General features: G+C 51.3%; 11 protein-coding genes and 1 tRNA gene. 9 read left to right on the forward strand and 3 right to left on the reverse strand.

Annotated elements, in window-relative coordinates; all coding sequences use genetic code 11:
• Positions 1 to 8: 8 nt before the first annotated feature.
• The 5 genes from HPS55_RS04530 to HPS55_RS04550 all read left to right on the forward strand — a co-directional run bounded on the left by HPS55_RS04530 (position 9) and on the right by HPS55_RS04550 (position 4,822).
• Positions 9 to 1,013 (forward strand): iron ABC transporter permease, encoded by a 1,005-nt coding sequence (locus HPS55_RS04530; RefSeq protein ID WP_172176187.1) that lies wholly within the window; start codon positions 9 to 11, stop codon positions 1,011 to 1,013.
• A gap of 140 nt (positions 1,014 to 1,153) precedes the next feature.
• Positions 1,154 to 1,224: transfer RNA gene (locus tag HPS55_RS04535), tRNA-Gln, on the forward strand.
• Between the two features lie 171 nt (positions 1,225 to 1,395).
• Positions 1,396 to 1,755 carry a ribosome silencing factor gene (gene rsfS / locus HPS55_RS04540; protein ID WP_172176189.1) on the forward strand — a complete coding sequence of 120 codons (360 nt, stop codon included), beginning with the start codon at positions 1,396 to 1,398 and terminating at the stop codon, positions 1,753 to 1,755.
• A 24-nt stretch (positions 1,756 to 1,779) separates the two neighbouring features.
• Positions 1,780 to 3,825 carry an ATP-dependent zinc metalloprotease FtsH gene (gene ftsH / locus HPS55_RS04545; protein WP_172324716.1) on the forward strand — a complete coding sequence of 682 codons (2,046 nt, stop codon included), beginning with the start codon at positions 1,780 to 1,782 and terminating at the stop codon, positions 3,823 to 3,825.
• Positions 3,826 to 3,973: 148 nt separating this feature from the next.
• Positions 3,974 to 4,822 (forward strand): phosphatidate cytidylyltransferase, encoded by an 849-nt coding sequence (locus HPS55_RS04550; RefSeq protein WP_172176193.1) that lies wholly within the window; start codon positions 3,974 to 3,976, stop codon positions 4,820 to 4,822.
• Between the two features lie 170 nt (positions 4,823 to 4,992).
• Here HPS55_RS04550 and HPS55_RS04555 read toward each other — a convergent pair whose 3' ends face one another.
• From HPS55_RS04555 to surE, 3 genes are all read right to left on the reverse strand, one after another.
• Complete coding sequence (locus HPS55_RS04555; protein WP_172176240.1) at positions 4,993 to 5,967, reverse strand: YitT family protein; 975 nt, start codon at positions 5,965 to 5,967, stop codon at positions 4,993 to 4,995.
• Positions 5,968 to 6,172: 205 nt separating this feature from the next.
• The gene (lpxB, locus tag HPS55_RS04560) at positions 6,173 to 7,363 is read right to left on the reverse strand and encodes a lipid-A-disaccharide synthase (RefSeq protein ID WP_172324718.1); all 1,191 of its coding nucleotides are present in this window, start codon (positions 7,361 to 7,363) and stop codon (positions 6,173 to 6,175) included.
• A gap of 28 nt (positions 7,364 to 7,391) precedes the next feature.
• Positions 7,392 to 8,177: a 5'/3'-nucleotidase SurE gene (gene surE, locus HPS55_RS04565; protein ID WP_172176197.1), complete on the reverse strand. Its 786-nt coding sequence runs from the start codon at positions 8,175 to 8,177 to the stop codon at positions 7,392 to 7,394.
• An 890-nt stretch (positions 8,178 to 9,067) separates the two neighbouring features.
• On the opposite strand from surE, the gene HPS55_RS04570 reads away from it, so the two are divergent.
• From HPS55_RS04570 to HPS55_RS04585, 4 genes are all read left to right on the forward strand, one after another.
• A complete protein-coding gene (locus HPS55_RS04570; protein ID WP_172176199.1) occupies positions 9,068 to 9,829 on the forward strand; it encodes a ParA family protein in 762 nt (253 codons plus the stop codon).
• Between the two features lie 104 nt (positions 9,830 to 9,933).
• Positions 9,934 to 10,860, forward strand: coding sequence for a ParB/RepB/Spo0J family partition protein (locus tag HPS55_RS04575; RefSeq protein ID WP_172176201.1), 927 nt, complete (start codon positions 9,934 to 9,936; stop codon positions 10,858 to 10,860).
• Between the two features lie 108 nt (positions 10,861 to 10,968).
• A complete protein-coding gene (locus HPS55_RS04580) occupies positions 10,969 to 11,643 on the forward strand; it encodes a DUF5683 domain-containing protein (RefSeq protein ID WP_410543856.1) in 675 nt (224 codons plus the stop codon).
• A 179-nt stretch (positions 11,644 to 11,822) separates the two neighbouring features.
• Positions 11,823 to 13,115, forward strand: coding sequence for a lytic transglycosylase domain-containing protein (locus HPS55_RS04585; RefSeq protein WP_253945824.1), 1,293 nt, complete (start codon positions 11,823 to 11,825; stop codon positions 13,113 to 13,115).
• Positions 13,116 to 13,239 lie beyond the last annotated feature (124 nt).

A 13,239-nucleotide genomic window follows, 5' to 3' on the forward strand; every position in this document is an offset into this window, starting at 1 on the left:
GAAAAGAAATGAAGCCGACATTCATCTTGATGCCATTTTTGGCCGCCGTTCTCTTTACGGCAAATCTTCTCGTAGGAGCCGTAAACATTCCTGCATCCGAAGTGTTTTCCATACTTGCAGGACATACCGGCAGTCACGCCTCGTGGCAATATATCGTCATGGAGTCGCGTCTGCCACAAGCCATCACGGCCACACTCTGCGGCGGCGCGCTCGCTGTGTCAGGACTGATGCTTCAGACGGCTTTCCGTAATCCCCTGGCCGGACCGAGTGTCTTCGGCATCAACAGCGGAGCCAGCCTTGGCGTTGCATTGGTCATGCTACTGCTCGGCGGCAACATCACAGCCGGCAATGTATCGCTATCAGGCTTCATGGCCGTACTCGCGGCCGCTTTTGCCGGAGCCATGGCCGTGATGGGCCTGATTCTCTTCTTCGCCAACATCGTACGCAGCAACGTAATGTTGCTCATCATCGGCATTATGATTGGCTATATAGCGTCGTCGGCCATAGCCCTGCTCAATTTCTTCGCCACCGAAGAAGGCGTACAGTCGTACATGGTCTGGGGACTCGGAAACTTCGGTGGTGTGTCCATGTCACAGATGCCGTGGTTTGCCGGTGTCACCGTTGCCGGACTCATCGGCTCGTTACTGCTGGTCAAGCCGCTAAATGCGTTGCTGCTTGGCGAGCGATATGCCGAGAATCTTGGCGTGAACATCACTCTCGTACGCAATACACTGCTCTTCACCACCGGCCTGCTCACAGCTGTTACCACGGCTTTTTGCGGTCCTGTGGCTTTCATCGGACTGGCCGTGCCGCACATCGCACGCATGATAACCGGCACCGACAATCACCGACACCTCATGCCCGCCACCATCTTCTGCGGTTCCATAGTCGCTTTGACATGCAATATCATCTGTGTGCTTCCGGGCAATATAGGTATCATTCCGCTCAATGCAGTCACACCAATAATGGGTGCTCCTGTAATAATATATGTAATAATGCACAGCAGGAATTAAATGAGCATGTCTTTTTGTATAAAAAGCAGAAAAAAGAGTAATCATAAACACATTTTTTCACTAAAAATTTTGCAGTTTACGAAAATTCCGCTACCTTTGCACTCGCAATTCGGAAATATACCGGACGGCAATAAAACAATTGGGATATGGTGTAATGGTAACACTACAGATTCTGGTCCTGTCATTCTTGGTTCGAGTCCGAGTATCCCAACAAGTAAAAGAGGCAAGTACACCGTAAAAGGTTGCTTGCCTCTTTATTTTTTATCACCCCTTTCCAACCGTATCATAAATGCTAATAAATCCCAATTTATTTTGCCATTATGCTGATTTGCAGTAACTTTGTCCGAAATTTACCGAATATACAAACGTAATATAAATATAAATGGAACAAACAAAACAGCTTGTAGAAGCAATAACAAAGGGTATACAGGAGAAAAAAGGAAGCAATATCGCAATAGCAGACCTCGGCGGCATTGCCGGAGCCATCTGCCACTACTTCGTAATATGTCAGGGCTCGTCACCTGCACAGGTTGAAGCCATAGCCGACTCCGTGGCAGAGTTTACACGCATAAACGCCAAGGAAAAACCAATCAAGGTCAACGGTCTTGGCAACGCGCAATGGGTGGCCATGGACTACGGAGACGTATTGGTGCACATATTTCTGCCCGATTTACGCGAATATTACGACTTGGAACACCTTTGGGAAGACGCACCTATAACGCGCATCCCCGACCTCGATTGAAAATAAACCGACGAACAGGACATAATGGACAAAAAGAATCAGAATAACCCGAAGATGAACATGCCGAGATTCAACATGAACTGGATTTACGGCATCGTCATTGTCACGCTCATCGCGCTCTACATGAGAGGAGGAGGAGCCGCAAACTCGAGCGTGACAACCGAGACATCCTACGACCAGTTCAAGACAATGGTGATGAAAGGCTATGCGTCGAAAATCGTTGTCAATAAAGAACAGAACAAGCTACGGATGTATGTAAAGCCGGAACATATACGTGATGTGTTCAAACAAGGCTCGGACAAGACCGGCAAAGACCCTGCCGTAAACGTGGAGTTCGGCTCGGTAGACAAAGTGGAACAGTTTGTCGATGAGGCCCGCGCACAGAAAAAGTTCACCGGCGAATATCAATACGACAATCAGAAAGAGAACAACATGATCAACATGATCATATACAACCTCTTGCCCTTCGTATTGATAATAGGCATCATCATGCGCCGCATGAGCGGAGGCTCCGGTGGCGCAGGAGGAGTGTTCAACGTGGGCAAGAGCAAGGCCAAGATGTATGAGAAAGGCGGCGAACTGAACGTTACGTTCAAGGATGTGGCCGGACAAGTGGGAGCCAAGCAAGAAGTTCAGGAGATTGTTGACTTCCTGAAAAACCCTCAGAAATACACCGAACTTGGCGGAAAGATACCCAAGGGTGCACTGCTCGTAGGTCCTCCGGGCACGGGTAAGACATTGTTGGCAAAGGCCGTAGCCGGTGAGGCAGGAGTTCCTTTCTTCTCGATGAGCGGAAGCGACTTCGTGGAGATGTTCGTAGGTGTGGGTGCAAGCCGCGTACGCGACCTTTTCCGTCAGGCCAAGGAGAAGTCGCCATGTATCATCTTTATAGACGAAATCGACGCCGTGGGCCGTGCCCGCAGCAAGAATCCGGCCATGGGAGGCAACGACGAACGCGAAAACACACTCAACGCGCTGCTGACGGAGATGGACGGATTCGGCACCAACAGCGGTGTGATAATCCTCGCAGCCACAAACCGCGCCGACATGCTCGACTCTGCACTGTTGCGTGCCGGACGATTCGACCGCCAGATACACGTCGACCTGCCCGACTTAAGCGAACGCAAGGATATCTTCCGCGTACACCTGAAACCGCTGAAGACCGACGAGACACTTGACATAGACTATCTGGCACGCCAGACCCCGGGATTCTCCGGAGCCGACATAGCCAACGTATGCAACGAGGCCGCACTGATAGCAGCCCGCCACAACAGCAAGACAGTGGGCAAACAGGACTTTCTTGACGCTGTAGACCGCATCATCGGCGGACTGGAGAAGAAGACCAAGATAATGACATCCGCCGAAAAGCGCGCCATAGCCATACACGAGGCCGGACACGCCACCATCTCATGGTTTACGGAACACGCCAACCCGCTGGTCAAAGTGAGTATCGTGCCACGCGGACGCGCCCTTGGTGCCGCATGGTATATGCCTGAAGAGCGCGCCATCACGACAAAAGAAGAAATGCTTGACGAGATGTGTGCCACGCTCGGAGGCCGCGCCGCCGAAGAACTGTTCATCGGCCGGATATCGACCGGCGCCATGAACGACCTCGAACGCGTCACCAAAAGTGCATACGGAATGATAGCATATGCAGGTATGAGCGACAAGCTGCCCAACATATGCTACTACAACAACAACGAATACAACTTCCAGCGTCCTTACTCCGAGACCACTGCCAAGATTATGGACGACGAGGTGCTGAAGATGATAAACGAGCAGTATGACCGTGCCAAAAGCATCCTGACAGAACACAAGGAAGGCCACGCCCAACTGGCCGACCTGCTCGTGAGCCGGGAGGTAATCTTCGCGGAGGACGTGGAACGCATCTTCGGAAAGCGCCCATGGGCAAGCAGGGCCGAGGAACTGCTCGAAGCACAACAGCGGGCTGAAGCCGAGGCTATGGCCGAACGGCGCGCCAAGGAACTGGAACGCGAGGCCGCAGCCAAAGCTGAAAATGACAGTAAGGAACAGCAAGCACAGGAAGACGGTGAGACAAGTGCCCAATGACAGGTTTGCCGCATCCCGATGTATGATTGAAAGAATATCATCCGAGTCCTAAAATAAGCCCTAAAAGTTTTTATCAGACTTTTAGGGCTATTCTTTTGCCATTATCACGATTTGCATTACCTTTGCAAAAGAATAATAAACATATCTGATGAAAAATTTCATAATACGTGCCATAACCGGCATATTCTTCGTGTCAGCCATTGTCGTGTGCTTCATCAACCCCATAGCAATGGCAGTGTTGTTTGCCCTTGTCACAGGTCTAACCGTATGGGAATTCACCGGACTTGTCAACATGCGCGACGGTGTGGACACCAACCGCTTCATATGCACCGTGGCCGGAGTTTACCTGTATTTTGCCATGACTGGCTTCTGCGGCAGCATCACCCCTCCCACCGTATTCATACCATATCTCATCACGATCATCTATCTTCTCATATCGGAATTGTATGCCAAAAGCAAAGATCCCATAAACAACTGGGCATATACAATGATGACACAGATGTACATCGCCTTGCCTTTCTCTCTGCTCAGTGTATTGGCATTCCGTGCCACTCCCGACGGCGTGGCCTATATATGGCTTATGCCGCTCAGCGTTTTCGTTTTCCTGTGGATAAACGATACCGGAGCCTACTGTTGCGGTTCGCTCTTCGGACGCAACAAGCTGTTCCCGCGCATCAGTCCGGGAAAGAGTTGGGAAGGTTCTGCCGGAGGCGCTGTATTCGTAGTAGCCGCATCTGCGCTTATATGGCATCTCACGGAATACTATGGGATAAACGACCTCGGTCTCAGCATTTACGAATGGATGGGTCTCGGACTTGTAGTCGTGGTATTCGGGACATGGGGCGACCTCGTGGAAAGCCTCTTCAAACGCACACTCGGGGTCAAGGACAGCGGCTCAATCCTGCCGGGCCATGGCGGTATGCTCGACCGGTTCGACTCGTCATTGCTCGCCATACCCGCCGCTGTAGTATATCTGTATACGCTCACACTGTTCTGATTACCGACAGGCTGTACAAAAAATAAAGACGACAAGACCAATAGCAATATACACTAAAGACGGTTAAAAGGGCATTATCGATTCCTGTATGCAGATTTCAATAATGCCCTTTTAACCGTTTATACACCGTGAGGACCTTGCTTCCATGTCTGCCGAAGAAAAAAACCACGTCACTCCGGCTGCACCTCGCCAACCGAAGGCAACTGCTTCCAACCTTCGCCAAACGTATCGTAAGCATCGGTAACCACGACAAAGGCCCTCGGATCGACCTCCTTTATCTTATGTTTCACGGCCGTCACCTCCTTGTGGCTCACCACAAGGAAGAGCATTTCCTTCTCCGCGCCCGTATACAGTCCGCTGCTCTTTATGAGTGTTGCCGAACGGTCAAGGTCCTTAAGGATGAAGCGATGCAGATCAATCATCCTCTTGTCACTTATCACAAACAGCAGCTTGTCGTCCTTGGCACCATTGAGCATATATGCCAGCACGCGCGAAGACACGAATATGGCTATAAGCGAATAGAACGAAAGATGCCACGACGGCGACGAAACATCGTCGGCACTGCCTATACCGAAACCTATCACCACCAATCCGAAAGCCACCACGGCCGCGTCGACCAGCAATATGGCTGTAGAGAAACGCATATGGAAATACTTCTGTATTATCATTGCCACTATATCACTGCCCCCGGTGGTGGCCTGATTGCGCACCACGATACCCTGCCCTATGCCTATCACCGTGGCACCGATGATGCTCGTAAGCATCAGATGGTCGGTCATATCCATGCAACCGCCGAGCAACATCGCCGGATCGAGACTGTGCAGAGCATCCCGGGTGGGATATACCGCCATGGACATGACGTTCATAATAAGCGGTGTGGTAAGCGCCGCCACCGTTGTACGCGCCCCCAGCTTGGCACCGAGCAGCAGAGCCGACAATATGAGCAACGGGATATCGAACATGTATCCGAACGTTCCCACCTGTATCGACGGGAAAAGATTGTGAAGAACAATGCTTGCACCATACACACCGCCGGGCACAATGTTATAAGGGTTGATAAAAAAAACGAATCCTGCCGCCATGACCGTACAGCCAGCGAAGATGCCTATCCACGACAACCACCATTCAAGCCGGGACGCCGGCATGCAAAGACGTTTCAGTCGTTCCGTAAAGTTTTCCATTTCTTTTGTTGTTATTTTTATACAGCAAATATACAAAACTTTAGACAGACAGCAAAGCCTTGCGCCGTATTTTTTTATTCTACGGATAAAAAAACAATCAATTTACGATTATGCCGCCATCCAATCCATCACGGCATAAGGCATGATACAGTATTTCCGTACGGTGGCATCATTGACTTTCAAGGCACTTGGCAGACTTGTTCCGCCCGTCGGCACCGCCAAGCAAACCCGTAATTATCCGTGCAGCATTGTCGGGAGCCTTCTCCGTACCGAGACGACGGCGCACCTCGTCATAGCCGCGCAACATAGCCTCACGTGCCGGCTGCCCCGGCAATATGCGCCGCAGTTCGCGGCGTATGTTGTCCACTGAAAACGTATCGGCAACGAGTTCCATCACAACCTCGCTGTCGGCGATGAGATTGACAAGCGATATATATCGTACTTTGAGCAAATGTCTGCGCAGAAAAGCCATGACCTTGGGTATAGGTGTCTCGTAACATACCACCTGCGGCACGCCGAACAGAGCTGTCTCGAGCGTGGCCGTGCCACTGGTGACGAGAGCTGCCGTGGAGCAGGCCAGCAACCGGTAGGTGCTGTCGTACACCACCTCCACGCCCGTACCGCTGACAAAACTCCCGTAATACTCCGCCGGAATGGACGGAGCACCGGCCAGCACCACCCTGTAATCGCCCATAAACTCACGCACGGCCTCAATCATTGCAGGCAGATTGTCCTTTATCTCCTGACGGCGCGACCCGGCAAGAAGGGCGATAATGCCCTTTGACGATGCCCCGACATCACCCGAAGGCAGAGCCAAAGCGTCGGCCGACGGCGAATATCCGGACAGGAACCCGCCCACCTCTTCGGCCGTGGGATTGCCTACATAGTGTATCGGATAGCCGTGCTTCTGCTCGAAAAAAGGCACTTCAAACGGCAAGATGGAAAACAGTTCGTCCACATCGCGCTTTATATTCTTGATGCGATACTCCTTCCACGCCCATATCTTAGGTGATATATAATAATATACGGGGATATCCGTGCGGGCTTTCACATACTTGGCAATGCTGAGATTGAACCCCGGATAGTCTGTCAGTATCACCGCGTCGGGCCGCCACCGCACTATATCATGCTTGCAACGGCGCATGTTGCCGAGTATGGCGGGCAGATGCAGCAGCACCGGAACAAACCCCATATAGGCCAGCTCACGATAATGCCTGACCATCGTACCGCCCTCGGCTGCCATCAGGTCGCCTCCGATAAACCGGAACTCGGCCTCAACGTCATATTCCTTCAGTGCGTGCATCAGCCGCGACGCATGCAGGTCGCCGCTCGCCTCGCCCGCTATCAAATAATATTTCATCTCTCGCCTCCGCTCTTTGTCCAGATTGTCACATTACGTTCAAGAATGTCCATTCGCTCTTCATCCGCTCCATCATCCCATAGTCCGTCACGTCCACCTGCGTCGGCGTGATGGCCACATATCCGTTAGTGAGAGCCCAGTTGTCCGTATCGTCGGCATCCGGCTCGTCGTTGGTATATTCGCCGGTCATCCAGTAGTAGTCATACCCATGAGGATGGACACACCGCACGACCTCGTTGCCCCATGTGCCGCGCGCCATACGGCATATGCGCACACCCTTGAACTCTTTCAGCCGCGGGAAGTTTACATTGAGACACACTCCCCGTGGCAGCCCCTCGCCGAGCACACGCTCCGTGATGCTGCGCACAAATGGAGCGAGCGGCGCGAAGTCGGCATCGTCACTATGGTCGCAGAGCGAAAAGGCCACAGAGGGGATATACTTCATGCAGCCCTCCATCGTGACACCCATCGTGCCGGAATAATGGCTGTTCACCGACGCATTGTCGCCATGATTGATACCTCCTATCACCATGTCCGGGCGTCGCCCGCCGCACAACCGGTCGAGAGCAATCTTCACACAGTCGACGGGAGTGCCGCTGCACGACCACACATCCACGCCCTCCCATCGGCGGCGCAACTTCAGCCTGAGCGGTTCGACGGCCGAGAATGCACACGAGAATCCGCTACGGGCCGACTCAGGGGCACACACGAGCAGGTCGGCCAACGGACTCACCATCTCTATCAGGCTTCTGAGGCCCTTGGAATGGTATCCGTCGTCGTTTGATATCAGTATCAACGGTCTTTTCTTTTCCATAATCGTCTTTGTATTATCGTTCCGCAAAATTACTAAAAATCCGCGTAACAAACGAAAGAAGCAGGCATGTATTCAAAATTAATCATCGCCAGATTGCCCGTCATATATGCCCTCATCACTATCATGTCTGAAAAGGGAGAACACCCACTTATGATAAAGAATGAAAGCAAATGCCACACGGCATCTCCACCATGAAGTCATGCCGGGCAAGCTGCAAGCAGGTCCGGGCATATTCCGCAATTGCCGGACAGACTACTCCAAGAGCTATGTCACATATCCGAATAATCATTACAAACAAGCTCTCATACGTCGATTATTCTGAAACAGAGAATCCGTAATGCGAAATTCGCGAGTTTTGAGCATGCAAACACAACACTCTGTATACCACAGCGTTACGTCACTCTGTATCGAAGTGTGCAATTTCCCAGGCTCTTTCAAGACGCGATAAGGGCCATATTGCATTGCAATAAAGGCCGTATTGCATCGTGATAACGGCCTTATGACATTGCAATAAGGCCCTTATCGGAACCCCAAACGGCCGCCGCGACAGGCCAACCGCCATTATTTGTAAACAAAAGAGACAAAAACCGATAAAACGACTCACATCTTCCATTTCTCCGTTTCTATTTCATTGTTTTTCATGCATGGAAATATTGGCAATATTTATGTACATTCTCAACAGTCCCGACATAACGGCTGAAGATATATTCAGCCCCTGTCACAGTCAAAAAAAGGCTCATAAATAACATTTTCTCGCATAAATTTAGTATCTTTGCGGCAAAATACAGCGAAATCCGGCGGCTCACCGAGACGAGACACACCGCGTGTTCCGACATTGAAACGGACTTCGAACATCGGGAATACCGATTTAAACCTTGGGAAAATCGAAAATGGGAAAAATCATCGCATTAGCAAACCAAAAAGGAGGGGTGGGCAAAACCACAACAACCATCAATCTGGCAGCATCGCTCGCCACACTTGAAAAGAGCGTGCTGGTGGTAGATGCCGACCCTCAGGCCAACGCTTCGAGCGGTCTCGGAGTAGACATAAAGATTGTAGATTGCTCTCTGTACGAGTGTATCATCGACCGTGCCGATGTAAGAGACGCCATTTATACCACCGATATCGAAGGTCTGGACATCATCCCGAGCCACATCGACCTTGTGGGCGCGGAGATTGAGATGCTCAACCTCAACGACCGCGAGAGAGTGCTCAAGAAGATGCTTGAGCCGATACGCGGCGAATACGACTACATTCTGATAGACTGCAGCCCGTCGCTCGGACTGATAACGGTCAACTCGCTCACGGCAGCCGACTCGGTGATAATACCCGTACAGTGCGAATACTTCGCCCTTGAAGGCATCAGCAAGCTGCTCAACACCATCAAGATAATAAAAAGCAAGCTGAACCCGAGGCTTGAGATAGAGGGATTCCTGCTGACGATGTACGACTCGCGCCTGCGTCTGGCCAACCAGATTTACGACGAGGTGAAACGCCACTTCCAGGAACTGGTGTTCAAGACCGTGATACAGCGCAACGTCAAACTGAGCGAAAGCCCGAGCCACGGTCTGCCCGTGATTCTCTACGACGCCGACTCCACCGGCAGCAAGAACCATCTGGCACTGGCCAAGGAGATAATAAACAAGAACTGACGAGGACACCTCGGCTGAGCCAAACCCAAGGCTGACGGACACGAACAAGAGGACGGGAAACAGTCACGACCGACAATCAATAATCATTCTTCAACGAAAAAGAAATGGCAGTACACAAGAAATACAACAAAAGCGTATTGGGACGCGGACTTGACGACTTGGGCAACGGGCGCGGACTCGACGCTCTGATTGACACCGGCGAGGTGCAGACACAGGGGTCGTCTAATCTGAACGAGATAGCCATTGACCATATCGAGCCTAACCCCAACCAGCCACGACGCGAATTTGACGAGGAAGCGCTGCAGGAATTGGCTGCGAGCATACGCGAGATAGGCATCATACAACCCGTCACGCTGCGTCAGACAGCCGACGGCCGCTATCAGATAATAGCCGGCGAACGCCGCTGGAGAGCGTCGCAGATAGCCGGACTGACCGCCATTCCGGCATATATACGTACTGTCGAGGACGAAAACGTGATGGAAATGGCCCTCGTCGAAAACATACAGCGCGAGGACCTGAATGCCATCGAAATAGCTCTGGCATACGAACATCTGTCGGAGACCACCGGCATGACACAGGAGAAGATTTCGGAACGTGTGGGCAAGAGCCGCGCCGCCGTGACCAATTACATGCGGCTGCTCAAGTTGCCGGCACAGGTACAGATGGCTCTTAAGAACCGCGAGATAGACATGGGCCATGCACGGGCACTGCTGGCACTCGACAGTCCGAGCGTACAGATAAAGCTGTTCAGAGAGATTCAGAAGAACGGATACTCGGTACGCAAGGTTGAAGAGATGGTGAACATGCTGAAAAACGGTGAGGACGTGGTGACGGCCAAAAAGAAGATTGCCGCACACGCGCAGTTGCCCGAGGATTTTGCCGTGCTGCGCGAACGTCTGTCGGGCTTCTTCAAGACCAAAGTACAGATGACATGCTCGCCAAAAGGGAAAGGCAAAATAAGCATTCCCTTTGCCAACGAAGAAGAGCTGGAGCGCATCATGAATGCTCTTGACAGTGTGGGCAACAAATAAACAGATGTTTTGAAAAGCTACGGAATAACATATACACTACGCATGCTGACCCTTGGCCTTCTGCTGGCGGCAGGCCATATTGTCGCATCGGCACAGGAGGCGGCTGGCATGACCTATGAAGCGACGCCTGACACCATATCAGCCGACAGCCTCGAAAGGATGATGACAACGGCAGAGTCAGTGTCCGGCCACAAGGCGAAAGCGCTGAAAAAGAGAAATGGCACGGCCGATGACGACACACTGACGGTAATCAAGACGAAGCGCGACTGGGCCACATGGACACCCAATCCGCAACGGGCCTTATGGCTCGCCATGGTTTTGCCCGGTGCCGGACAGATATACAACAGAAAATATTGGAAGTTGCCTATATTCTACGGCGGAATGATGGGATGCCTATACGCCATGAACTGGAACAACATGATGTACAAAGACTACTCGCAGGCATATCTCGACATAATGGACGATGACCCTACAACGCAGAGCTACAACAAGTTCCTGCATCTTGGGAAGCAGATTGACAGTTCGAACGAAGAACGCTACAAGAAACTGTTCAAAAGCCGCAAGGACAGATACCGCAGGTGGCGCGACATGAGTTTCTTCTGTCTTGTGGGAGTGTACGCCCTCTCGGTGATAGACGCATACGTCGACGCCGAGTTGTCGGAGTTCGACATATCCAAAGACCTCAGTCTGAAAGTAGAGCCTGCCGTCATCGGCGGCAACCGTCCGTGCAGCCTGCTCGACGGTTCGGCAGCATTGGGATTGCAGTGCAGCCTTACTTTTTAGGCGAGAAAACGCGGGATGAAATCCAACGTTTTCGTTAAGCCAGATGAGCAGAGTGAGCTTGCTCAAACTCTGCCATGGCGAGAAAACGTGCATGAATATGAACAATTTGAATATCATACTGAATACAGATACTGACATATTATATAATGAACAAGAAAACGATATTGCTGGCCATCACGATGTGTATTGGCGGAAGCAGCACGATACTGGCACAAAACGATACTGTCACCGTTGACGAGATAACAGTGACCGACGACAAAGGCATCAAGGAAGTTGTGGCATTTCCGGAAGCAATGAACTACGACCTTGACAGTCTCATGAATCTATATATGTCGAAGACTTATCTTGACGAGGACAACGACTGTCAGATGAAGGATGTCAATCCGGTCTTTGCAAAAGAAGTGTACATAGAGCGGCTCAAACACATGCCCACCGTGATAGAGATGCCGTATAACGACGTTGTACAGAAATTTATAGACAGATACAGCGGACGGCTGCGCCATTCGGTGAGCTACATGCTCGGAGCATCCAATTTCTACATGCCCATATTCGAAGAGGCTCTCGAGGCTTACAACCTGCCGCTGGAGCTGAAGTATCTGCCGATAATAGAGTCGGCACTCAATCCTAAAGCCGTATCACGCGTGGGAGCAACCGGACTGTGGCAGTTCATGCTGGCCACCGGAAAGCAATACGACCTGAAAGTGAACTCGCTGATAGACGAACGTTGTGACCCCGTCAAGTCGTCATATGCCGCAGCCCACTATCTGAGCGATCTGTACAAGATATTCGGTGACTGGAACCTGGTTATCGCGGCATACAACTGCGGACCGGCACAGATAAACAAGGCCATACACAGAGCCGACGGAGAACGGGACTACTGGCAGATATACCCGTATCTGCCAAAAGAAACACGAGGATACGTGCCGGCATTCATCGCCGCCAACTACATAATGAACTATTACTGCGAACACAACATCTGTCCGATGACCACACGACTGCCGGCACAGACAGACACCGTGGTAGTCAAGCGCAATGTACATCTGGAGCAGATAGCCGCCGTATGCAATATCGACATCGAGCAGCTGAGGGCTCTCAACCCGTCGTACCGCCGCGACATCATACCCGGTACCACAGCCATAGAAGCAAGCGTAAGACTGCCACAGACAGATATAGGCAAATTCATAGACAATGAAGAAGAAGTATATGAATACAAGGCGGACGAGCTGCTCCCCAAACGTAGTGTGGTGATTGTGAACGACAATACTCCTGCCATATCTTCCCGCCCGAAGGCACGTTCCGGCAGATCGGCACGCAACCGCAAAGTCTCCGGCGGCAAGACAATAACCATCCGTAGCGGACAAACGCTGTCAGAAATAGCCAAGCGTAACGGCACCACCGTTGCCAAGCTGAAACGGCTGAACGGTCTGAAAAACAGCAATATCCGTGCCGGAAAGAAACTCAGAGTAAGATAAAACGATAAACCGATCCCCTGCAATCTCAATCTTCACACGAAGATGAGAAAGCAGGGGATTGTGTTTACTGTTTATAAGATAAAGAGATTTTTTATAACATAAACGACAAACAGCAGTTATACTT

This window comes from Xylanibacter rodentium (assembly GCF_013166575.1).
GTDB lineage: Bacteria > Bacteroidota > Bacteroidia > Bacteroidales > Bacteroidaceae > Prevotella > Prevotella rodentium.